This window comes from Lelliottia sp. EB106-05-01-XG201, assembly GCF_058791735.1.
The window spans coordinates 2,335,642-2,357,365 of record NZ_JBYTDV010000001.1 but is presented as its reverse complement, the minus strand read 5'-3'; the positions used below and the strand labels follow the sequence as shown (position 1 = coordinate 2,357,365).

Annotated in this window: 21 protein-coding genes; 8 read left to right on the top strand and 13 right to left on the bottom strand. The window is 54.8% G+C overall.

The window, feature by feature from the left end:
* The first annotated feature begins 63 nt into the window (after positions 1 to 63).
* The 6 genes from AC3WS9_RS11025 (at position 64) to AC3WS9_RS11000 (ending at position 4,384) form a co-directional block, all read left to right on the top strand.
* The gene (locus AC3WS9_RS11025; protein WP_285144460.1) at positions 64 to 1,293 is read left to right on the top strand and encodes a metal-dependent hydrolase family protein; all 1,230 of its coding nucleotides are present in this window, start codon (positions 64 to 66) and stop codon (positions 1,291 to 1,293) included.
* Positions 1,294 to 1,316: 23 nt separating this feature from the next.
* A complete protein-coding gene (locus AC3WS9_RS11020; RefSeq protein ID WP_492488298.1) occupies positions 1,317 to 1,901 on the top strand; it encodes a MarC family protein in 585 nt (194 codons plus the stop codon).
* Positions 1,902 to 1,909: 8 nt separating this feature from the next.
* A complete protein-coding gene (locus AC3WS9_RS11015; RefSeq protein WP_282495230.1) occupies positions 1,910 to 2,356 on the top strand; it encodes a MarR family winged helix-turn-helix transcriptional regulator in 447 nt (148 codons plus the stop codon).
* 1 nt (position 2,357) lies between these two features.
* Complete coding sequence (locus AC3WS9_RS11010; protein ID WP_282495229.1) at positions 2,358 to 2,663, top strand: TehB-like domain-containing protein; 306 nt, start codon at positions 2,358 to 2,360, stop codon at positions 2,661 to 2,663.
* Positions 2,664 to 2,791: 128 nt separating this feature from the next.
* Positions 2,792 to 3,070: a VF530 family protein gene (locus tag AC3WS9_RS11005; RefSeq protein WP_282495228.1), complete on the top strand. Its 279-nt coding sequence runs from the start codon at positions 2,792 to 2,794 to the stop codon at positions 3,068 to 3,070.
* A gap of 6 nt (positions 3,071 to 3,076) precedes the next feature.
* Positions 3,077 to 4,384: a glycoside hydrolase family 10-like protein gene (locus AC3WS9_RS11000; protein WP_282495227.1), complete on the top strand. Its 1,308-nt coding sequence runs from the start codon at positions 3,077 to 3,079 to the stop codon at positions 4,382 to 4,384.
* A gap of 9 nt (positions 4,385 to 4,393) precedes the next feature.
* On the opposite strand, the gene dsbG is transcribed toward AC3WS9_RS11000, so the two are convergent.
* From dsbG to AC3WS9_RS10950, 10 genes are all read right to left on the bottom strand, one after another.
* The gene (dsbG, locus tag AC3WS9_RS10995; RefSeq protein WP_492490327.1) at positions 4,394 to 5,137 is read right to left on the bottom strand and encodes a thiol:disulfide interchange protein DsbG; all 744 of its coding nucleotides are present in this window, start codon (positions 5,135 to 5,137) and stop codon (positions 4,394 to 4,396) included.
* Between the two features lie 44 nt (positions 5,138 to 5,181).
* Positions 5,182 to 6,198: a LacI family DNA-binding transcriptional regulator gene (locus tag AC3WS9_RS10990; protein WP_492488294.1), complete on the bottom strand. Its 1,017-nt coding sequence runs from the start codon at positions 6,196 to 6,198 to the stop codon at positions 5,182 to 5,184.
* Positions 6,199 to 6,226: 28 nt separating this feature from the next.
* Positions 6,227 to 7,636 carry a sucrose-6-phosphate hydrolase gene (locus AC3WS9_RS10985; RefSeq protein WP_492488293.1) on the bottom strand — a complete coding sequence of 470 codons (1,410 nt, stop codon included), beginning with the start codon at positions 7,634 to 7,636 and terminating at the stop codon, positions 6,227 to 6,229.
* Positions 7,636 to 9,006, bottom strand: coding sequence for a sucrose-specific PTS transporter subunit IIBC (locus AC3WS9_RS10980; RefSeq protein ID WP_285154257.1), 1,371 nt, complete (start codon positions 9,004 to 9,006; stop codon positions 7,636 to 7,638). The genes AC3WS9_RS10985 and AC3WS9_RS10980 overlap by 1 nt, the downstream gene beginning before the upstream one ends.
* Positions 9,007 to 9,073: 67 nt before the next feature.
* Entirely contained in the window at positions 9,074 to 10,591 is a 1,518-nt protein-coding gene (locus AC3WS9_RS10975) for a carbohydrate porin (protein WP_285148801.1), read from the bottom strand.
* Between the two features lie 176 nt (positions 10,592 to 10,767).
* A complete protein-coding gene (gene cscK, locus AC3WS9_RS10970) occupies positions 10,768 to 11,661 on the bottom strand; it encodes a fructokinase (RefSeq protein ID WP_492488290.1) in 894 nt (297 codons plus the stop codon).
* Positions 11,662 to 11,751: 90 nt separating this feature from the next.
* Positions 11,752 to 12,984 (bottom strand): diguanylate phosphodiesterase, encoded by a 1,233-nt coding sequence (locus AC3WS9_RS10965; protein ID WP_285148803.1) that lies wholly within the window; start codon positions 12,982 to 12,984, stop codon positions 11,752 to 11,754.
* A gap of 142 nt (positions 12,985 to 13,126) precedes the next feature.
* Positions 13,127 to 14,434 (bottom strand): type II toxin-antitoxin system HipA family toxin, encoded by a 1,308-nt coding sequence (locus AC3WS9_RS10960; RefSeq protein WP_492488288.1) that lies wholly within the window; start codon positions 14,432 to 14,434, stop codon positions 13,127 to 13,129.
* Positions 14,435 to 14,686 (bottom strand): helix-turn-helix domain-containing protein, encoded by a 252-nt coding sequence (locus tag AC3WS9_RS10955; RefSeq protein ID WP_285157235.1) that lies wholly within the window; start codon positions 14,684 to 14,686, stop codon positions 14,435 to 14,437.
* A gap of 85 nt (positions 14,687 to 14,771) precedes the next feature.
* Entirely contained in the window at positions 14,772 to 15,236 is a 465-nt protein-coding gene (locus AC3WS9_RS10950; protein ID WP_492488286.1) for a winged helix-turn-helix transcriptional regulator, read from the bottom strand.
* Positions 15,237 to 15,328: 92 nt separating this feature from the next.
* Between AC3WS9_RS10950 and AC3WS9_RS10945 the strand changes: the two genes are divergently transcribed.
* Positions 15,329 to 16,537 carry an MFS transporter gene (locus AC3WS9_RS10945; protein WP_492488284.1) on the top strand — a complete coding sequence of 403 codons (1,209 nt, stop codon included), beginning with the start codon at positions 15,329 to 15,331 and terminating at the stop codon, positions 16,535 to 16,537.
* On the opposite strand, the gene AC3WS9_RS10940 is transcribed toward AC3WS9_RS10945, so the two are convergent.
* From AC3WS9_RS10940 to AC3WS9_RS10930, 3 genes are all read right to left on the bottom strand, one after another.
* Positions 16,470 to 17,987 (bottom strand): alpha/beta hydrolase, encoded by a 1,518-nt coding sequence (locus AC3WS9_RS10940; RefSeq protein WP_492488282.1) that lies wholly within the window; start codon positions 17,985 to 17,987, stop codon positions 16,470 to 16,472. The genes AC3WS9_RS10945 and AC3WS9_RS10940 overlap by 68 nt on opposite strands.
* A gap of 141 nt (positions 17,988 to 18,128) precedes the next feature.
* The gene (locus AC3WS9_RS10935; protein ID WP_285144448.1) at positions 18,129 to 18,890 is read right to left on the bottom strand and encodes a SapC family protein; all 762 of its coding nucleotides are present in this window, start codon (positions 18,888 to 18,890) and stop codon (positions 18,129 to 18,131) included.
* Positions 18,891 to 19,239: 349 nt separating this feature from the next.
* The gene (locus AC3WS9_RS10930) at positions 19,240 to 20,157 is read right to left on the bottom strand and encodes a LysR family transcriptional regulator (RefSeq protein ID WP_492488280.1); all 918 of its coding nucleotides are present in this window, start codon (positions 20,155 to 20,157) and stop codon (positions 19,240 to 19,242) included.
* A 130-nt stretch (positions 20,158 to 20,287) separates the two neighbouring features.
* On the opposite strand from AC3WS9_RS10930, the gene AC3WS9_RS10925 reads away from it, so the two are divergent.
* Positions 20,288 to 21,700: an MFS transporter gene (locus AC3WS9_RS10925; RefSeq protein ID WP_492490326.1), complete on the top strand. Its 1,413-nt coding sequence runs from the start codon at positions 20,288 to 20,290 to the stop codon at positions 21,698 to 21,700.
* Positions 21,701 to 21,724: the final 24 nt, after the last annotated feature.

The window sequence follows — 21,724 nt, the reverse complement described above, 5'->3', positions numbered from 1 at the left end:
GTTTTATTGGGAGCACAATCGCCCTCAGATTGACGCGTTTGAATATCACTAATCGGAGGTTGTATGAGTCTTTTGTTAAAAAATGCAAATATTTTCAATGGTAAGGATAACGTCATTACGGCCGGCAATATTTTACTGGCGGGAGACAAGATCGTCGCTATCTCTTCGCAGGAGATCCCCGTCGGAAGCAATGTGCAGGTGCTGGACCTGAAGGGGAAATATGTCATGCCGGGGCTGATCGATGCGCATGTTCACATCACCGCCAGTCAGCTAGATTTTAACGAAGCTAATGTCCATAAGGGCTACATGTATGCCCGGACCTTTAACTTCCTGCGCGACATGATCCGCCGCGGGTTTACCTCCGTCCGTGATGCCGGTGGCGCCGATATGGGCATTAAAAAATCCATTGATGACGGTCTGCTTCCTGCTCCGCGACTGTTTATGAGCTGCCGGGCGTTAAGCCAGACGGGCGGCCACGGTGATTATCGTCATCAGGCGTCTGAGATGGTGACTTGTGCGTGCAGCCTCTGCTCCGCCTCGTCCATTGCGATCATCTGTGACGGTGTCACAGCGGTACGTCACGCGGTGCGTGAGCAATTTCGCGTGGGCGCCAGCCAGATCAAAATCATGGCCGGAGGTGGCATCGCCTCGCCAACGGATAAAATTGATAATCTGCAGTATTCGGATGAAGAAATCATTGCGATTGTTGACGAGGCCCGCCGTTTTAACAGCTACGTGATGGCCCATGCCTATACCCCGGCCGCGATTTCGCGCTGCGTCAAATATGGCGTCAAAACCATCGAGCACGGTAATTTGCTGGATGAGCAGTCCGCGAAAGATATGCACGACCATCAGGCTTATCTGGTGCCTACGCTCGCTATCTATAACGCCTTTAAAAACAATATGAGTTCAGAGGTTCCTGACTCCGTCGTGAATAAGCTGGATGAGGTTCGTCTGAAGGCGCTGGAATCTATCCGGCTGGCACGCTTGCATAACGTCAAAATTGGCTTAGGCACCGATTTACTTGGTGATTTCCACAGCTTTGAGTACGACGAACTCACCCTGCGCAGCCAGGTGGAGAGCGCGTTTGATACCCTCCATTCCGCAACCTACATCAATGCCGAAATTCTCGACATGAAGGATAAGCTGGGTGTGGTGGCCGAAGATGCCTTTGCCGATCTGCTGGTGCTGCCAAAAAATCCACTCGACGATATTCACCTGTTTAACGAACAGGAAGATAACGTCCTGATGGTGATTAAAAACGGCGAAATCGTGAAAAATCTGCTTGCCTGAATTTGACCGGAATACACAAACACATGTTGGCAAATTATCTCCATAGCCTGTCGCGGCTCGTTATTATCATTAACCCGTTAACCATGTTTGCCCTCTTTTGTTCCTACACCTCAGGAATGCCCGTAAAAGAGGTGAAGACGATTGGGAGCAAAACGACGATTGCTGTCGCCATAACGCTGATCCTGTGTGTTTTAGGCGGCACGCATATTTTTCAGCTGTTTGGCATCAACATCGCGGCGTTACAGTTTGCTGGGGGGTTGTCTCTGCTGATGTCGAGTCTGAAAGGGCTCGGCGAGCAGGCCGATAATCCGCTGCCTGTGTCGGGGAATATCGCGATTGTTCCCCTGTGTATTCCGGTTATCGCGGGCCCGGCGGTGATGTCTATTGCGATTAGCCTGACGCAACAGACGCATAATCCGCTGGCGGTGAGTCTGGCCATTGTCACGGTGGCGCTGATCCTGGGTGTGCTTTTTTACTTTAGCCAGCCGGTTTGCCGGTGGTTAGGTGAAACGGTTATGAATATAATCAAGCGCATCTCCTGGCTGGCACTGGCGTGTATTGGTACCCAACTGCTGATGGCCGGATTCACGTTTTATATCAAAGTTTAAGAGGCCTTATGACCCGCGATTACACTCAGTTAACCGATTTATTGCGTGAGAATCACAGCGCCTGGCAGCAAATCCTGGAGCCGGTTCTTAACGAGATTGGGGTAACCTTTGTTGATCGCGTCATCCTCGATAAACTCGATAGCCAAAGCGGTCAGACTAAAAATGAACTGGCGAATCAACTCGGGACCGTTCATCAGAATTTAACCCGGTCGATTGCTCGCCTGGAACAGCAGGGTCTCCTTCGCAGCAGTAAAAATAACCCTGCCGATAAGCGACAGATTTTTCTTGAAATTACCCGGGAAGGTTCCGCCATGAACCGGCGGGTAAATGAGAAAATCAATGATATTTGGAACGATATTCTGGGCAATGTCTCTGCCCAGGAAATCCAGCTCTTTGAGACTGTCCTCGTCAGATTAAACAGCAATCTGAGAGGTCTCAAAATTCCAGGAAAATAGCATGCAACAGATCCCACAAGATTATCAGATAATCAAAAGCACCCCTTTCTTTAATAATACCAACGTCCCCGACGCGCTCAGACTCCGACACCGAATCCTGGCTGGCGCCTATGCCAGAATTTCGGTCATGGAGGGCGCAGTGAAGCTTCTCTGCTACCAACAGCAACAGGCAAAAGAGGCACAAAAAATCAGGATTATTCGTCCGGGTGAATTCTACGTAGTGACCGCCGATGGGTGGTATGTTGTTGAGATGTATGAAGAGGAGACGGTGTTTAATATTGATTTCTTCGATAACGCCGTTTGTTGACCTGAAACCCCGTCAAACCCTGCCCGCCGGGTAGGGTTTAAAACCCTGGTTTATTTGCCGATATCCCGACTTTCTTGTAACCTTCCCCTGCACTCCCTGACGACTCACAGCAGAAACCGGATTTCACTATGGCAGCACACAATTCCAAAGATCCTTTGCACGGCGTAACGCTTGAAATGCAGGTCAACGCTCTGGTTGCCCGCTACGGTTGGGTTCAACTCGGCAAACTGATCAACATTAACTGTTTTAAAAGCGACCCGAGCGTCAAATCAAGTCTCAAGTTTTTGCGTCGCACTCCCTGGGCTCGCGCTGAGGTCGAAGCGCTGTATCTCGACTCGCTGGAAGATGCCGCCCCTGAAGATCTTGATAATGATCCCTGGGCCAATAGCCGCCTTAAAAAGAGTTAACACACGATGCCCTTACAGGTTAAACGTTCTGGCGCACTCATTCTTATCGCGCTGCTGCTCGCCAGCTGCTCGTCCAAACCGCCGAAATCCTTAGTCACCCCGCTTCCGCCGGTGGCAAAGCACCCCCTGACGGCAAAACCGCAAAAAGATCAGGGCCCGATGCGCGGTATCTGGCTCGCGACCGTGTCTCGTCTCGACTGGCCGCCGGTTTCTTCGGTGAATATCAGCAATCCGGCCACCCGCAACAGCGTTCAACAAAAAGCGCTGACTGATAAGCTGGATAAACTGAAAAGCCTCGGGATTAACACGGTGTTTTTCCAGATCAAACCGGACGGAACCGCGCTGTGGCCATCAAAGATTTTGCCATGGTCTGACACCCTCACCGGCCATGTCGGCCAGGACCCCGGCTACGACCCGCTGATGTTTATGCTGGATGAAGCGCACAAACGCGGCATGAAAGTTCATGCCTGGTTTAACCCGTACCGGGTGACGACCAACACCAAACCGGGGACCGTGGCGGAGCTGAATCGCACGATTTCCCTTAATCCGGCGAGCGTTTTTGTTCTCCATCGCGACTGGATCCGCACCGCCAGCGACCGCTACGTGCTCGACCCCGGCATTCCGGAAGCCCGGGACTGGATCACCAGCATCGTGGCTGAAGTCGTCTCGCGCTACCCGGTCGATGGCGTGCAGTTCGATGACTATTTCTACACCGAAACGCCCGGCTCCACGCTTAACGATAACCAGACCTTCCAGCAATACGGCGCAGGGTTTGCGTCCAAAGCGGACTGGCGTCGGCATAACACGCACCAGTTGATCGAGCAAGTCTCGCGCACCATCAAACAGCTCAATCCTGGCGTAGAGTTTGGCGTGAGCCCGGCAGGCGTCTGGCGCAATCGCTCGCACGATCCTTTAGGCTCAGAAACCTCGGGCGCCGCCGCGTATGACGAAGCCTTCGCCGATACCCGTCTGTGGGTGAAAGAAGGCTTACTGGATTACATTGCCCCGCAGGTTTACTGGCCCTTCTCCCGCAAAGCGGCCCGCTACGACGTACTGGCGAAATGGTGGGCGGACGTCGTCAAGCCGACCAACACACGTCTCTATATCGGCGTGGCGCTGTATAAAGTGGGGGAATCGTCAAAGAATGAGCCTGACTGGACGGTGAACGGCGGCGTGCCGGAGCTGAAAAAACAGATCGATTTGAATGAATCGGTACCGCACATCGACGGTACGATTCTGTTCAGAGAGGACTATCTCAACCAGCCGCAGGCGCAGGAAGCGGTCAGCTATATCAAAACGCGCTGGGGTTCATAACCCCGGCGGCTATTCCGGTTTGGGCCCGAACATCTCCAGCAGCTGCTGCTGATCGGGCATCCCAACCACCTGCTGCAGTTCGTTCTTCGCATTCATGTAATAAATGGCGGGCGTTGCGTTTGCGCCCAGCTCATCCATCAGTTTCTGGTGTTGCTGGAGCAGGTTGAAGGTTTCACGTGATGAATCCCCCCTCAGCGTCGGCAACGTTTTGCCCCCGGACAGCTCGTACGCTTTCCAGGCTTCAACAGGATCGGCCGCATTCAGAATGGCGGTCGCATTCGGGCCGCTTTTCGGATTCAGGAACGCAACCAGCAGCGTATTCAGCTGTACTTTCCCGGCTTTTACCCACGGCTGCGCTTGTGCCCAGAATTTTTTGCAGTACGGGCAGAACGGATCGGCAAAGACAAACACCTTCCGCGGAGCCGTTTCCGCGCCCTCTTTCAATGGCTGCGTTTTGTTGAGGGTTTCCCACATCTGGCGGCCCAGCGGGATGTAAATCTCTTTCTGGAAATAGTCTTCGCTGATGTTTTTCCCTTTTTCATCATAAAGATAACCAGAGATGACATGCTTCCCGTCAGGCGTCATAAACAACGTCACGCCCATATCCTGATACTGACCAATCCAGCTTTTCATGCCGCCGGGGGCGTCAATTTCTTTGATATTTTGAATGCCCTGCTGCTCGCCAAACTGCTTCACGATCGGCGGAAGATCGCTGGCCGCCATCGCCAGCGCGGGAAGAAACCATGACGTCATGATAAGAAGTGAACGGCGCATATCGCTCCTGAATGTGTGAAGGATCATTGACCGGCCTGATAGCGTTTCTGCAGTGTCGCTGCCAGCTTGCGTTGCAGCGGTTCCGGGGTTTCCCCTTCGATCAGCTTGCCAATTAAATCGAAACAGTGCCATGCCAGCTGACGATTGTCCTGGCGCACCGTATCTATCGGAATAGTCAATGAATCATAGAGATAGTGATCGTCAAAGCTGGCCAGCCGCATTTCGCTTTGCAAGAGGTGATGCTGCCCCATATAGCGCAATACCCCTTCCAGCAAACCACAGGCGGCGGTGAAAAGGGCTTTAGGCGGGCGGCCTAATCGGGCACACAGCTCAGCAAACATTTCGTAGCCAGAGCTGGGGTGATAGTTTCCGTGAATGATCCACTCCGGGCGCAGTTCAACGCCAGCATTCGCCAGCCCCTGCTTAAAACCTTCAAGACGATCGCGGGTCGGGGAGAGTCTCAGCTGCCCGCCGAGAAAATAGATTTCGTCCGGATGCTGGCGGGCAATATCCGCCACCAGTTCGGCCGTCGGGGTAATGGAATCGGTGATCACCAGCGGCAAAGAGCTGTCGTTCATATGGCGATCGAAGAGCACCACCGGAAGCTGTTCGCTCAGTTTTTGATAATCCGCATCGTTGAGCAGACTGGAAGCCACAATCAGCCCGTCGACCTGACGCGAGACCATATTGTTGACCACCACCGTCTCCTGCCCTGGATTTTCATCCGTACAGGAGATTAGCAGCTGGACTCCGGCCTCGCGGCATAAGGTTTCCAGCTCATGAGAAAACACGGCAAAACCATAGTTAGTGATTTCCGGCACCACCAGTCCGATGGTGTGACTGCGGTTATCTCGCAGTGAACGCGCATGAATGCTCGGCTGGTAATGATGCTGTTTCGCAATAGCCAGAACCCGGTCGCGGGTTTCCTCTGCCACGCGTAACTCTTTACTACGACCATTCAACACCAGGCTGGCGGTCGCTTTGGACACCCCCGCCAGCTCAGCAATGTCTTTGATGGTGACGCGTTTTGTTTTTCTCACAACGACTTAGACCCGGCTGCCAAAACCCTCATTCTATCATGCAGGCGCGAAGCGACCAGTAGCGTAATGTGATGACGGACGCACCTTCGAAGCGAATTTGCGCCGGATGTTCAGGAAAATAGCGGCTGCTCATCACCCCTTCGCCGTCGTTGATGAAAATCTCAACGCTCGAGAGATCGCACAGGACTCGCAGCGATACCGCCTTTCCGCACCAGTAGCGCGTCAGCATGTCGCCATTTTCCAGACTTCGACGCTGCAGCTGAATTCCCTGCTCATCCACGCTCAGCCAGAGCGTATCGGCAAAATTCACGTTCACAGGCCCATCGGGGATCAGCGTGAATTCCAGCCGACCGGCATCAAGCCTCGGCGCATCGTCGGCGCGCCCCTGCCATTGATGCTCCTGCTCTCGCAGACACGTCAGCTCGCGGATTGGCAGTTGATAGAGTTTACCCTCGCGGAAATTGAGCTCCCGCGGGCAGGTCATCTGGTGGATCCAGCCGTGTTCCCGCGTGGGCTGCAGCATCTCTTCCCCGTCCGGTACGCCCATCCAGCCGATCAGAATGCGGCGACCGTCGGCTGAAAGCGTGGTTTGCGGGGCGTAGAACTCAAACCCGGCGTCCAGTTCGTGTAACGGTCCGTGGCTGAACGTGGCGCTGTCCCAGGCAAAATCACCGCTCATCCAGGTGGCGGGATAGGTCTTGAGATACCGATGCGGCTCGCGTGCCAGCCCTTGCGGACAGCAGATCAACACCTGCGTACCCTCCAGCTCGAACAGATCCGGGCACTCCCACATGTATCCCGCGTCCTGCAACCCGTTCACGCCGTGCCCGGCAATTTCTCCGCAGGCGTCCCAGGTGTGCAAATCAGCCGATTTATATAGCAGCACCTTGCCGCGTTTTTGCTGATCCTGCGCGCCCAGCACCATGTACCAGTTTCCGTTGTGCTGCCACACTTTCGGGTCGCGAACGTGGCCGGTATAACCCTCCGGTAGCGGCAGTACCGGGCCGAGTTTATCGAATCCTCCGTCGGCATTTTGTACGGCGAGACACTGCCACGCCGTGCGGCTACCGTCATCGAACTTCACATTGCCGGTATAACAGAGCGTCAGCACGCCATTGTTATCGACCGCGCTGCCGGAATAGCAGCCGCTGCGGTCATACTCTTCGTCGGGCATCAGCGCCATGGGCTCATGCTGCCACTGCACTAAATCCTCTGAGCTCCAGTGGCCCCAGCATTTATAGCGATGATCGCAACCCAGCGGATTCCACTGATAAAACAGATGGTAACGTCCGGCATGCCAGATAAAACCGTTGGGATCGTTCATCAGACCAGTCACGGGCGCGGGATGCCACTGCGGATAGTGGCTATCCTCTAACGCACGCGGTTGCCCTTTCATGACGGCCTGCAACACGGCAGGCCAGCGGGAAGGAAGCGTCATTATTCAGAGTCCGTTTTGTATTTCAGCAGTAATGAGACCGCAAAGGCGACGCCGAATGCGATCACCATTCCAATAATATAGTTAAGCAGCGAGTTCGCCTGCACGATCGCCATGCCCGGGATCGCCGTCAGCCCGACCGCCGTCATGTAAACATGTACCGATACGACCCAGGCACCGCCCGCGGCACCGCCGATCAGCGCGGCAATAAACGGCTTCACAAAGCGCAGGTTGATACCAAAAATAGCCGCTTCGGTGATCCCCAGCATCGCCGAAAACGCCGACGGCAGCGTGATCGCTTTAATTTTGGCATCTTTCGTTTTGAACCATACGGCCAGACAGGCTCCGCCCTGCGCGACGTTCGCCATCGCCCAAATCGGCAGCAGGAAATTCACGCCAATCGACGGATTGCCCAACAGCCCCGCTTCAATCGCATGAAAACTATGGTGAATCCCGGTAATGACGATAACCGAATACAACCCGCCAAACAGCAGTCCTGCCAGCCATCCGGCGTGGGCAATCAGGGTGCTTAAAATAAACGAAATACCATCGCCCAGCGCGCGGCCTGCCGGGCCAATAATCAGTAATGCGATAAAGCCGGAGATAATCACGGTCAGGAATGGGGTCAGGATCAGATCCAGCGCATCCGGGATCACACGGCGAAGCTGCTTCTCGACGAGGCTCATAAACCACACCGCCAGCAGCACCGGGAACACCGTTCCCTGGTAGCCGATCATGGCAATTTCAAAGCCGAAAAAGTCCATGGTATGGAAACCGGAGGCCACACCCCAGGCGTTGGTTAGCGCCGGGTGAGTCAGGATCCCACCGAGCGTGGCCCCAAGATAGGGGTTGCCGCCAAATTCTCGGGCGGCGGTAAAACCAATCAGGATCGGCAGAATAATAAACGCCGCCGAACTACACATATCGAGCATGATGTAGATGGCGTTATCCGCATTCACCCATCCGTAGGTTTTGACCATGCCGAGCAGACCCATCAGCAGGCCGGATGCCACAATGGCAGGAATAATCGGCACAAAGATATTCGACAGCAGTCGGGCAATGCGCTGGAATGGGTTCAGTTTACGCGCGGCGATGTCGGCCGCTTCCGACTTGCTCGACTCGCCAATGCCGGTGGCCTGGATAAACGCCGCATAGACTTTGTTGACCACGCCGGTACCAAAAATGACCTGCATCTGGCCTGCGTTACGAAAACACCCTTTCACCCCTTCGACCTGCCCAATCGCCTGCTGATCGGCGAGCGCGTCGTCAACCAGCACCAGACGCAACCGCGTTGCGCAATGTGCCGCGCTGGCGATGTTCTCTTTGCCACCGAGCAGCGGAATAAGCGCGCGGGCGATATTATCAAAATCCATAGACACCTCTGTCTGAACGCATTTTTATGATGTAAGTGACGCCCCCGCAGTGCGGGAGCGTAGAGGGTTAAAACCAGGTTTCCATCTGTACCCCAAAGTTCCATTCCCCGCCCGCGTTGAAACCGCTGCTGCCAAAGGCATCATCGCTGGCGTAGTGATCCAGTTTGCTGCTCCAGTCCATCCAGGTGGCGTACAAACGCAGTTCCGGGCGACTGAAGAAATCGCCGATCTTGCCGGCTTTTAAGGTTGGCGCGACGGTCAGTTTGTAGAAACTGCCGTTGACGGCGTTGCGATCTTTGTAGCCTTTCGGGTCTAAATCCATGTACTGATAGCTGCCCTCAAAGGCCAGCGCAAAGTTTTGCGTAACCTCTTTGATTAAACGTGTATTCAGGGTGACCCACTCGTAGCTGTCGCCTTTGACATAGCGATCTTTGCTGCTCTGGGCCAGCACCGCCGGGGCAATATGCCACCCGCCGCCGACTGGCGTCGTGCCATAGGTCGCGAATCGCCAGGTGTCCGCCTCCGACAGTAGCGCGCCATCAGAGCCGAGACTTTTCACTTCGGCGCCCAGGCCGTGGCCATACAGCAGCGCGGTTTTCGCAGAACCTTCTCGCAGGCCGTAGAAACTCTCATTATGCAGACCGACCAGGGCGTGAACACCCTGATTGGCTGCGTCGGTTTTGATGGCGTCGCCGTTGGCGTCTTTGCGGTCATCGTTATCTTTGGCGCGCATCCCGCTCACCATCACCTGCAGCGGACCGGCAAAGTGATTCATACTCAGGATGTAGTTCTGGACGTTGTTGTCGATCTCTTCCTGGCTGCCGAAGTTGCGCCCATACAGGGAGAAGTTACTGCGGAAATCATCGCTCCACTTCACGTCATACACCCCGCCGCCGGTCCCTGCGAGGAACACCACATCAGAATCGAGCCAGTGAATGTCGAAATTATCGCGGTCGAAACGCTTCCCGGCCCAGAAGGTGCTGCCTTTCAATGGTCCGCTGAAATCAGGTAATTGCCCCAGCTCGGCAAAGGCCTGGCGAATATTGAGATCGCTCGAATCGGCCGACCAGTCGTTATAGGTTTTTTGGCCGTCGGCCAGCATCGCTTTAAAACGCGTGGTCGCGCCGTTATCCAGCGTCTGTTTATGCTCCACGTTCAGTTCGACGTAGGTATCGGCTTCGTTGCCAAGACGCCCCACTGCACCGCCCGTTTCCCCGGCAGGCGTCAGATAAGGACCGCTTTTGCTGCTGGATGCCGCATCGTTCATCAGTAAACCCGAGCGAGCATACCCATGGAACTCAAACCCGCTGGTTTGGTCGGCTTTTTTCTCCAGCGCCGCGGTACGCTGCGCGACTTCCTGAGTGGTGGTCTGGGTTTGCTGTTGCACGGCCACCAGCTGCTGCGTTTTCTGCTCTGCGGCACTGGCGCGCTTTTCAGCGGCCTGCGCGCGGTTCTCTGCCTCCTGCAAACGTTGTTCGAGCATCGCAAGACGCGCTTCAATACTGTTCATATCCGTCTGAGCGTAGACGGAGGCACTCCCGGCCAGCATGCCAATCATCACGGCAAGTCTGCGTTTTTTATACATTTTGTCGCATCCCTAAAAGAGGTTATTGAAAGTTGCTAATCTGCTAAACCGGTTTAGGTGAGTGATACTAAACTGCTGAATTTTGGATCGGCAATGTTTTTTGCTAAACCGATTTAGTAAATGTGACCAGGGCGACAATTCAGACCGCAGACGAGCGGTCTGGAGAGGGAAAGCAATTACAGTTCGTGCTGGTAAGGCAGCGCGGTCATCGCACCTTTCGAAGTTGTCGCCAGCGCCCCGCAGCGCTGCGCCAGCGTCAGGATCGCAGGGAGATCGCCCGTATGATTGACCAGCCCATACAGCAGTCCGGCGACAAATGCATCACCGGCCCCGGTGGTATCCACACTCACCACCGACGCTGCGGAATACGCGGTCAACGTCCCATTGTGCCAGGCGACAACGCCCTCTTTGCCTTTTGTCACCAGCACTAATGGTGACTGAGACTGGCTAACCACCAGCGCCAGCGCGGGCTCCAGCTCATCAAGTCCGCTCAAAAAGGTTAGCTCTTCAACGGATAGTTTTACGACATCGGCTTTACGCATCGCCTGCATCAGACACTCGCGTAATTCGTTATCATCCTGCCAGAGATCGGGACGAATGTTGGGGTCAAAGCTGACATAACCCCCCGCCGCTTTGATGGCATCCATCGCCTGAAACGTCGTGGTACGACTGGGCTGTGCGCTCAGTGCAATCGAGCAGACGTGCAGCCAGTCGCCCTCGTGAAAGCCTGGCAGATCCTCTCGCGTCAGAAACAGATCAGCGCTCGGCCGTACCATGAAGGTAAACGAGCGCTCTCCGCTTTCGTCCAGGTCCACCACCACTGTCGAGGTGCGATGCAGAGGGTCGAGATGCATCCATTCTACATCCACCTTTTCTCTGATTAATGTCTGACGCAGAAAACGACCAAAAGGATCATCGCCCACTCTGCCAATAAACGCGCTATGCCCGCCAAGCCGCGCAATACCGACCGCCACATTGGCTGGCGCTCCGCCCGGACACTGTAATAGTCGGCCCTCTCCATCCGGAAGAAGATCGACCACGGCGTCGCCCAGCACCCATATTTTTTTCATGCTCACCTCAAGCTAAACATTAATTAAACCGGTTTAGCTATTTAAGCACATCATGGCACAATGGGAAATATCGTCTGGGCTCGTCGTCTTTTAGTTTCTGATGTGATGGGAAGGATTAATCTGCGGCCAGTGAATATCTCCGACGCCGTTCAGCTGCGGACGGGCAAACAGAAACCCCTGGAAGCGCTTGATACCGGCAGACTCCAGCCAGCACCACTCCTCCATTTTTTCGATCCCTTCTGCCACCAGCGTAATTTCCATATCGGTACAGCAGCTGACAATGGATTTCACAATCGCCTGCTTCGGTCCGCTAAGGTGAATATCGCTGACAATTTCCCGATCGATTTTGATTTTGTCCGGCTGGAATTTAGTGAGCAGCGACAGCCCGGCATAGCCCGAACCGAAATCATCGATCGCCAGCCCTATTCCCGCTACCCGCAGCTGTTTAATGGCGCTGATAAACTGATTGAAGCCGGAAATCATCTCGTTTTCCGTCACTTCTACCACCACCTGCTCAGGCAACAGATGGTGTCTGGCGATGTTATCGACCAGAAACTCCACCGCGTCAGGAACATTAATCAGCGAACCCGGCAGCAGGTTAATCGCGATTTTGTGATCGCCAATGCCAATCTTCTCCGCCAGCGCGAAGGCATAGGCTTTGGTCTGGAGATCAATTTCGTAGAGTTTGTCGGCAGGGATCTCGTTAAAGAATCGCTCCGGGCTACCGCCGTCATTGCCGCGAATCAGGGCTTCCAGAGAGGTAATTTTCCCCTCCGAGGGTTCAACAATTGGCTGGAAGGCAAACTGGCAAATCTGATTGGTCATCAAACCTTCGACGCCGCGACCAAAAGGCGCGACTTCGGACTCCAGCTTCCAGTAATCCGGGCGAAACAGGCCGTCATCCCCTGGCTTCTTTTGCCGGGTGATAAAGGACTGAATAAATTTAAAGACCCGATCTTCCGAGGTGAGATAGCTTTCGAGTTTGCTGTAGCGCAGCACCGATTCCAGTACGGATTTAGGCGTATCGACCTGCAGATCGAAAAGCAGCATGCCGACGTTTTCGAAACGTCGTCTTGGCCCATAATCGCGCATCAGCTCCACCACGCCGTGATGACGCTTGTCCGCGCGGATTTTATGGAACAGCTTAACGACGCTCTCTTCCTTCCCCTCGAGGATTTGCAGGAACTCAGCGCCGTTAAACAGCAGAATGCCGGTAATGTTCAGCCCTGCATTCCGCTGCTTCGCTTTTTCGACCAGTGAAATGAGTTTGAAAGGTTCACAGGATGAATTTAACTGGCTTCGATAAATGAGTGTAGTCAGCACAGCGCGTGTATCCCGTCATGATAATTTGGTCTTTAAGCGATTGTTTATCATAATTTATCGCTGTCGACTAATAATATATCCTCAAAAAATCGTTTTCAGATTGCCTGGTATATACATAAACAATGTAAATGTAAGCGCGGGTTTATTCCGCCCTGAGCAGCCTTTCCGCCTGCTTTTCCATCCCGCGGAAAATCGCCTCGCTAATATGCGAAGGAAAATCAGCGGGTAACAGCGCACTCACTTTATCAATGACATCAGGTGTCATGGATCCTATCTCCGCCATCATGGCCCTCGCCCGCGTGGCCGAGAAACCGACACGTTCAGCCGTGGCCGGGAAATGACGCGGCTGAATTTGCGCCCAGTGGTACTGACGGTTTTTACCCTGTAACGCCATCGCCATTTTCGCTTTCTGTGCAGAGATGCCCTTTGCGCCCAGAATGGGATAAGCCGACAGGATGTCATAAAGCGGTGTCATAACGTACGAAGACTCCGGCTCGATAAACACGCTGAAATTTTTCGCGTGGCCATCAATGGCGCCAATCAACCAGTAGAAGATCTGCGTGCGGAAAAAGGTATCGCGATCCTGCAAAGCGCGACGCGAACCCAGTAACAGGGTCATGATTTCCGCAATACCGGGGCCGCCGTGAGACTCATATTTCAGCGCCGGGGAATACCCCAGCGCCTGACACATATCTTCCTGCGGGAGTCGCATCAGCCAGCTTCCGTCCCGCGACCATCTGCGGTCAAAACGCTCAACGACCAGCACCGTTTTATCCGCCCAGGTCGCTAAGGACGCCTTCGCGACGGCGAAACCAAACTCCCGAGCAATCTGCAGGCAAAGCCACTCGTTCTCACAGCTTTCCGTCAGATCGATATTGTTCTGTTCGATTTTCCCGATCGGGAGTTTAAAGATATGGCTGGTCGGCGTGCTGCCGTGCGGTCGCTGCCACTGCCCCTGATGCCAGAGCAGCGCGGTTTTCTCCTGAGCCCCGGCAAGGGAAATTCGAAAATCCTGGTCGTCGCTCATGCCCAGCGGCGCGTTACGGTATCCGTCGAGCAGCGTCGCAATGTCCGCATCCGTCAGCGGCGTGGAATGTATCTGCGTCACCGCAGGCATGGCGATATCATCGGGATAGAGCTGAATCGCCCCGACGCAGTCGCGTCCGACGCTTGCCAGCAGATCAAAGGGATGATCGGTCGGCACTTTAAAACGGGTTTGCATGCGGGCAATAATCGCCTGCGAATCGGGCAGCAAATTGCTGAAGAAGTTATAGACCGCCTCGCCTTCCTGACGACGCGGCGTGAGCGGCAGCGACTGGGAGATCACACGCGCACCGGACGTTTGCAGCCACGTCTGCGCATATTGCCAGGACATCGCGCCTTTACCGTTGCGATAAAGCGTGCCGACTACCGTGCCATTCATCGCCACGGTGAGCTGACTATTTTTCATTTACCACTCCTGAGTCCAGCCGCTGTCCTTGTCAGCAGCCGCGCCGCGCGGGACGACGTGCAGCTCCAGCTCCAGCGCGGAAAGCAGACGGAACAGCGTTTCCAGCTTGCTGGTATCCGGGTTTTGCTCAAAGCCTGACACGGTGGTCTGCTTCATGCCCACACGTTCGGCGGTCTCTGCCTGTGTCAGCTGCAGCGATTTACGCTGATCGCGTATCGCGTTAGCGAGCGTAGCGGATGTGGTAATTTTCATGGTGTCCTCTTTTATCCCCGATCGCGGATAAATTTAAAATATCCCCGATCGCGGATAAAAGCAAATTATCCTCGCAAAGGGATATTTACGATTTATCCCTTGTCGGGGATATGCCGCCGATACGCTGGAGCTGTTCGGATTTGAGGACGGCGCCGTTCTGAGAAGTGACTACCAGTTTCGCCACAGGCAGACCCTTTTCATCCACCAGGTGTGAAATCGCCTCGCCCTCATCAAACAGATTCTCTTCTCCCCACTGACGAAGGCTCACAATGAGCGGAAGCAGCGATTTACCTTTATCCGTCAACTGGTAGGCTTTATACGCCCCGCCTTCTTTTGCCGGAATTAGCGAGAAAACCCCCGCATCCACCAGAATCTTTAGCCGCGAGGCGAGCACATTCTTCGCGACTCCCAAACTCTTCTGGAAATCACTAAAACGACTTATGCCATCAAAGGCATCGCGGATAATCATGAGCATCCAGCGATCGCCCAGCAAATCTACCGTGCGGGCCACCGGGCACGTCGTCGTCACAAAGGTTTCTTCATAGGTCATAGGATCAACACTCAAAACTAGTTGCAAATAAAAACCAGAAAGCATAATGATCAACTGGTTTTTATTTAAAACCAAATTAAAGGATAAAGCAAATGACCTGTACCCCATGCACAGAGAACGTCACACCGCTCTCTTCAAAGATGATGTTGCTCTTTGCAGTGCTCTGCGCTTTTGCCGTGGCGAATGTCTACATGACACAGCCGTTACTGGACCAAATTGCGATCTCACTTCATGAAGAGACGGCCAAAATGGGGATGATCATTACGGCCACGCAAATCGGCTATGCGCTCGGTTTGCTGATGCTGGTTCCGCTGGGCGATCTCGTGAACCGCAAACATCTGGTCGCAGGGATGTTACTCGCCAGCAGTGTGCTATTGATGCTCGCCTCCATCGCGCCTTCTCTCTACTGGCTGAGCGCGGCGCTGGGCCTGACAGGATTGATGGCTGTGGTGGTGCAAATCATCGTCGCATTTGCCGCAAGCCTGGCTTTACCAGCCCGTCGCGGGCACGTCACCGGCGTCGTGACCAGCGGTGTGGTCCTCGGGATTTTACTGGCGCGACTGATCTCGGGAGCTCTGGCGGAATGGGCAAACTGGCGAGTGGCAATCCAGGTGTCCGCTGGGGCGATGCTGCTGCTAAGCCTGCTCTTTATCCGTATCGCGCCAGACGATCGTAAAACGGAAAAGCCCCATTCCTACCTACGGCTGATGAGCTCTGTCTGGACACTCTGGCGGGAGATCCCCGCGCTGCGTTCCCGTGGAGTCCTCGCGCTACTGATATTCATGAATTTTAGTGTGCTGTGGACATCGGTCGTGTTTCCGCTGAGTCACCCACCGTTTAACCTGACGACGGCGCAAATCGGCTTGTTCGGCCTCGCGGGCATTGCCGGTGCACTGGCTGCCAGAAGAGCGGGCGTATTGGCTGACAGCGGACTGGGGCAGCGCGTCACCGGTATCGCATTACTGCTGTTAATGCTCTCGTGGCTGGCGATTGCCATGGGCGGAACCTCCTTGATCGCCTTGACGACGGGGATCATCTTGCTGGATTTCGCCGTCCAGGCCATTCATGTCACCAGTCAAAGTTTGATTTTTGCCGAACGACCGCAGGCCACCAGCAGACTGGTGGCTGCGTATATGTTTTTCTACTCCATCGGCAGCGCCAGCGGCGCGTTACTCGCTACCTGGATCTGGAGCCACTACGCCTGGCCGGGCGTGTGTGCGCTCGGTATGTCAATCAGCGGCCTGGCAATGCTTTACTGGCTGCTGGTTGACAGGCGTCTGCACACTCAACCCGCTGATTAATCCGCTCCAGCATATAGCCGTAAAACGGATTCGAGGTCACGCGCATCAGGGAATCCATTCCCACCACCAGCGTGGAGGTCTCACCGCGCAGGGCGATGTTGCCCAGATTGATGCCATAACGCCGTGGATCCACCGGTACAATGCCGTAGAGATCGTCCGTCGGCGGGAACGGGATCGCCACGTGGGATAAGGAGTAGAGATCGCGCGGATACGGCGTCGTCAACGGCTGGACGGTTTCATCCTTTGCCCCCGCCGCCGTGGTTCGGGCGACGGTATCTAAGGTCTGCGCAGACGCATTGGTAACTACCGTGATCGCGAAACGGCGCGGCGTGGGCGGCAGCAGCGCATTCACAGCCACATAAGAGCCCGGTCTGAATAGCGGGCGCAGCGTACTCGCCTGGTTGATATCAAACAGCACCAGTTCGCTGCCGTTCTCCGGCAGCAGATTAAACAGTGAATCGACCACCCCGCGCGTGCTGACGGTTGAATCCATCACCGACTGAAACGCCAGCACCGGCGGGAGTGCCGTCAGTTTGTTCTGGCGTGCCAGAATGTTGATCTGTTTTTGCAGCGCCTGAGTTAACTGCCAGGACTGGCGGGCGGCATTCACCGGAAACGAATTGTATTTGAACGGATTATATTCCGGCAGCACGCTGAGCCAGGCCGCTTTAGCAAAGGGAGGCAGCAGCGCAGGCAGTCCGGCGAGACCGGCAAAACGGGCGAAGGCGTGGACGCGGATCATCGGTGACAGCAGGATCAGCTGCTGCGGTTTGCGAAGATGAGGATCGTCAATGGCGTCGAGGGCGTATTTCATCGCCAGCGCCCCGCCGTTGGAATAGCCCACCAGATGCAACGGCACGTCGTTGCCCGCCAGACGGGTGGCCTCGCGCACTGAAAGACGCGCCACGGCCAGCCACTCTTCCCAGTCGACGTTGGTCAGTGCACCCGGTGCGGTACCGTGTCCGGGCAGACGCGGCGCGACGGCTACAAACCCGCGCTGCTGATAATCAACGGCGATACTGCGCACGCTGTAGGGAGAATCCGTCAGACCGTGCAGGAGAACGACGGCCCCTTTCGGTTTGCCCTGCGGCATCAGCACAAAGGAGTGGTTAGCGTCGTCGGGAAACTGCCCCGGCCATATTGGGCTGTGACGATAAAACCGGTTGAGCGGCGTCCGGTCAGCCTCGTCCAGCTTGTCCGTCACCTGGGTTTGTAGATCGTGAAAAATTGCCGTTTCGCGCGTCAGATAATCACCAAAGCTGGCGCGGTCGGTCTCCTGTACGGAAAACTCATCCGCCGTCCAGGTATGCCAGGGGTGCAGCGCCGGGCCGGTTTGCGACTTATAAATTCTCACGGCCAGCAGCACGACCGCCACAATGCCCAGCACCACCAGGGCGTGTTTTGTCACCGCCCACAAACGCCTGCGTATCCGCCACGGCAGAGTCGTCATTTCGATCTCTCTTTCTGAAAAAATTGAGGTCTATAGTAAAAGAGATAACGCTGGATACCAAAAGTGTAAAGCAGACAGCAAAAAGGCAGCCTCAAAATCAGGCCGCCTTTCTCAATTTTTACCGCAAGATGGTTGTCAGGATTAATGTTTAACGTCAGCGGAGGATTTATTCTCCAGATGCATATCGAGGAGTTTGGGTAAGTTTGACAGGGACATTAAATGAGCCGTTATCCAGCCCAAATACCCTTTTTGGTTGAGTTCAACCAAGGCTTCTCCGTCCAGATTCGCCAGTTTTTTTTCACTCACCACCAGAAAATCCTGAACGTTAAATGCAACGTTGCTACTGCTGACTATCTGGGCGGCGCATTTTTCAAGAAGCAGATGTTTATTCAGCAGGTCAACAAATTCACGTGTACGTTTCATTTCAATATTAAACCCATTCATAAACTGAAGCGTCTCTTCAAGAAACTCGCTGTTTTTACCCTCTTTAGTAAACAGCGCTTTTCCTTTTTTCTTATTAAAACCCGGGAAAGAAGAATCAAAGCACAGGGTGAATTCACTGGCGTCTTTATTCGCAGCGGCAATCACAAAGGGATAGCGGCGAATAAATGCCGGAATATAACACCCCTTTTTCCAGGAATAATCACTCGCGACAAAATCATTACGACCAGCCTCAAGACCCAGAAGTAAAAGAGGGGTAGTGGTGACGTCGCCATTATGGTTTTCATTGACGAAAACAACAGGATAATGATGCGCCGCCTGATACAGCTCAACGCCAGCAGTCGGTACCCAATGCGTCTTCGCCGCGACTTCGAAACCGGTTACCGGATCCAGTTTTAGTGATTTATGTGTATCACGAGACAATGCAGTAACATTTTTATATAACAGCATGGTATTAGACATTTTTTAATCTCTGAAGAGTCAAGTGACTCTTTGGTGGTAAAATTGTGCGGATACCGATTGATTTTTCAGCCATTCTCTTAACAAGAAATGAATATGGGCAAGAGCAAAGCATGTTAATTAATTACCTGTAAAACTTCACCCTTAAAAAGGATGAAGCATCTGGAATTTGAGACTGGCAACACCTATGTGTATGTTCAGAAAGTGTTTTCTAATTGATTATCATAATTTAATTATTCTTTAAGGCATTTTAATGAATGACGTGTTCGTCTTTTAGAATAATTTAACGCAGACGTTAAAGACTTATGGAAATAATATCGTTAAGCCATAACGTAATAAAAATGATTCGCGACTACATGGCTTCACCCTTAATCTCCCGGCAAACGGCCAACACCGTTTTTCTCAGCCAGCGGTGAGCCGGATCCATTTCCAGCCGTGGATGCCACATTTGCGAGACGGTGATGGTCCGGGTTTTAAACGGCAACTCAAACGCATGCAGCCGGGCGGAGGTTTGCGGGCGATGCAAAAATGACGCGGGAACCAGCGCAATCAGGGAGGACGCTTCGGCGACCGCCAGCGCCGCAGGGAACCCCGGCACCACGCTGGCGATTTTACGCGTCAGACCCCGTTCGGCTAATGCCTCGTCCACCGGTCCCTGCATCTGGCCCCGGCGGGAAGCCACCACATGCCCCCACGCAATGTAATCGCTGACGCCGACGGTGGCGAATGCCGCCAGAGGATGATCGTGGCGGACAACGCCAACAAAGCGATCGCGAAACAGCGCCTGAACACGAATTTCCGGTCCCATTTGGCTGAGCACGCCAATTTCCAGATCCACCAGGCCTTCACGCAGGGAGCGCGAGCTTTTCTCCGGTTTGGCCGCAAAGCGCAGGCACACCTGAGGGGCCGCATCGGCAACCTGTGTAATCAACGCCGGGCCGAACGCCTCGATAAATCCGTCATTGGCGCGCACGACAAACACTCTTTCCAGCTCCGCCAGATCGAGTGACGCCGCGGACGGCTGCAATACCGCCCTCGCCTCCAGCACCGTATTACGCGCCCTCTCCCGACTGGCCACGGCAAAGGGCGTCAACACCATATGTCGGCCAGCCCGGACCAGGAGCGGATCGCCCGTCACCTCCCGCAGCCGGCCCAGCGTGCGGCTCATCGCAGAGGTACTCACATTCATCCTTCGCGCGGCACCCGCCACGCTGGCCTCTGTCAGCAGCGCGTCCAGCGCAATCAACAGATTAAAATCGGGATCGGTCATCAGAGAACTCCTGTGAACAAGAGATAAGGCGTCTGATGCAACTATACAGTATCAATGCTGTGTCTTCCGCCTCTCGTGGTCAGGGAATAGAGTTTCTCCCATACACATACTTGCTGATGAGACACAGATGATGGAACTTTTTTCTGATAAAGCCGGAGACGAAGGTTTGCCGGGCCGCGAACGTGGATGGGTGATGGCCGCCGTCATGACCTCTACCCTGATGGCGGTTTTTGACGGCTCAATGGTGAACATCGCCCTGCCGCAGATGACGCATGCGCTGAACGTTGCCGCCCCGGTGGCCGTCTGGTTCGCCAACGGGTATCTGCTTTCGGCGGCCATGACGCTGCTGATTTTCGCCGCACTTGCCACGCGCATTGGCTTCAGGCCGGTGTTTATCTTCGGCCTGAGCCTCTTCACACTGACCTCACTCGGCTGCGCGCTCGCGCCAAACGCCGAAACCCTGATCGTCATGCGAATTTTGCAGGGGGTGGGCGGGGCCGCCACCTTAAGCATCGCTCCGGCGATATTGCGTTCAGTGTTTCCGGGGCGATTGTTAGGCCGCATCCTCGGCCTGAATGCATTGCTTATCGCCTCCAGCACCGCCGTCGCACCCGTGCTGGGAGGATTCCTTCTTAGTGCCCTGAGCTGGCAGTGGCTGTTCGCGATTAACGTTGTACCCGGTCTGCTCGCCCTGATGCTGGCTTACAAAGCCATACCGCATAAACCGGCGTTGAGCGGACAACCGTTTGATCTCAAGGGAGCGCTACTTTCCTCCACCCTGCTCGGCGCGGCGATTATGGCGACCAACAGTTTTGCCAGTCCGCACGCCGCCGACCACGGCATCAGCGCGTCGGTTATCAACTGGTTTGGGCTGGCGCTTCTCAGCGGTATCGCGTTTATCCGCCACATCCGGCGGGCGGATAAACCCCTGCTGCCGCCCGCGATTTTTCATTCAGGCCGGTTTTCCCTTGCGGCGCTGACTTCTCTGGCCAGTTTTATCAGCCAGGGCGTGACCTTCGTCGCCCTGCCGTTCTTGTTTCAGAGTGTCTATGGCTACAGCGCCTTTACCTCCGCGCTACTGTTCACCCCGTGGCCGGTGGGCATTGCGCTGGTTGCGCCCTGGGCCGGAAAACTGGCGGACAGATACGCCCCGTCGATCATCTCCACGGCGGGCCTGCTGATCTTTGCTATCGGGTTGGCGCTGCTGGCGACCTTGCCCGACTCAGCGGCGCAGTGGGATATTGGCCTGCGCAGCCTGATCTGTGGGATTGGCTTCGGCTGTTTCCAGAGCCCGAATAATCGTGAAATGTTGTCGAGCGTGGTGCGGGAGTGGAGCGGAAACGCGTCAGGCGTGCTGGCGGTTGTGCGCACCTTCGGTCAGTGCCTCGGAGCGGCGCTGGTCAGCGTGTTGCTGGCCGTAATGGTCTCGGCGAACACCATTGCGCAGCAGGATCAGGCGGTGAGAGTCAGTTTATGGCTGGCGGTCGCTGCATCAGGGTGTGCGATTGCATTAAGCATAAGTCGATTGTGCAGAAATCAGTGACAACGTCACGAGAACCAGCGGCGG

What these genes read in the sequence shown, in the direction of transcription:
- dsbG (WP_492490327.1), bottom strand. Translation starts at nt 5,137, where the DNA reads ATGACGTCATGGTTTCTTCCCGCGCTGGCGATGGCGGCCAGCGATCTT.
- AC3WS9_RS10950 (WP_492488286.1), bottom strand. Translation starts at nt 15,236, where the DNA reads ATGACCTATGAAGAAACCTTTGTGACGACGACGTGCCCGGTGGCCCGC.
- AC3WS9_RS10960 (WP_492488288.1), bottom strand. Translation starts at nt 14,434, where the DNA reads ATGAAAAATAGTCAGCTCACCGTGGCGATGAATGGCACGGTAGTCGGC.
- AC3WS9_RS10930 (WP_492488280.1), bottom strand. Translation starts at nt 20,157, where the DNA reads ATGACCGATCCCGATTTTAATCTGTTGATTGCGCTGGACGCGCTGCTG.
- cscK (WP_492488290.1), bottom strand. Translation starts at nt 11,661, where the DNA reads ATGAAAAAAATATGGGTGCTGGGCGACGCCGTGGTCGATCTTCTTCCG.
- AC3WS9_RS11005 (WP_282495228.1), top strand. Translation starts at nt 2,792, where the DNA reads ATGGCAGCACACAATTCCAAAGATCCTTTGCACGGCGTAACGCTTGAA.
- AC3WS9_RS11000 (WP_282495227.1), top strand. Translation starts at nt 3,077, where the DNA reads ATGCCCTTACAGGTTAAACGTTCTGGCGCACTCATTCTTATCGCGCTG.
- AC3WS9_RS10980 (WP_285154257.1), bottom strand. Translation starts at nt 9,006, where the DNA reads ATGGATTTTGATAATATCGCCCGCGCGCTTATTCCGCTGCTCGGTGGC.
- AC3WS9_RS10985 (WP_492488293.1), bottom strand. Translation starts at nt 7,636, where the DNA reads ATGACGCTTCCTTCCCGCTGGCCTGCCGTGTTGCAGGCCGTCATGAAA.
- AC3WS9_RS10975 (WP_285148801.1), bottom strand. Translation starts at nt 10,591, where the DNA reads ATGTATAAAAAACGCAGACTTGCCGTGATGATTGGCATGCTGGCCGGG.
- AC3WS9_RS11010 (WP_282495229.1), top strand. Translation starts at nt 2,358, where the DNA reads ATGCAACAGATCCCACAAGATTATCAGATAATCAAAAGCACCCCTTTC.
- AC3WS9_RS10925 (WP_492490326.1), top strand. Translation starts at nt 20,288, where the DNA reads ATGGAACTTTTTTCTGATAAAGCCGGAGACGAAGGTTTGCCGGGCCGC.
- AC3WS9_RS11015 (WP_282495230.1), top strand. Translation starts at nt 1,910, where the DNA reads ATGACCCGCGATTACACTCAGTTAACCGATTTATTGCGTGAGAATCAC.
- AC3WS9_RS10940 (WP_492488282.1), bottom strand. Translation starts at nt 17,987, where the DNA reads ATGACGACTCTGCCGTGGCGGATACGCAGGCGTTTGTGGGCGGTGACA.
- AC3WS9_RS10935 (WP_285144448.1), bottom strand. Translation starts at nt 18,890, where the DNA reads ATGTCTAATACCATGCTGTTATATAAAAATGTTACTGCATTGTCTCGT.
- AC3WS9_RS11020 (WP_492488298.1), top strand. Translation starts at nt 1,317, where the DNA reads ATGTTGGCAAATTATCTCCATAGCCTGTCGCGGCTCGTTATTATCATT.
- AC3WS9_RS10955 (WP_285157235.1), bottom strand. Translation starts at nt 14,686, where the DNA reads ATGAAAATTACCACATCCGCTACGCTCGCTAACGCGATACGCGATCAG.
- AC3WS9_RS10945 (WP_492488284.1), top strand. Translation starts at nt 15,329, where the DNA reads ATGACCTGTACCCCATGCACAGAGAACGTCACACCGCTCTCTTCAAAG.
- AC3WS9_RS11025 (WP_285144460.1), top strand. Translation starts at nt 64, where the DNA reads ATGAGTCTTTTGTTAAAAAATGCAAATATTTTCAATGGTAAGGATAAC.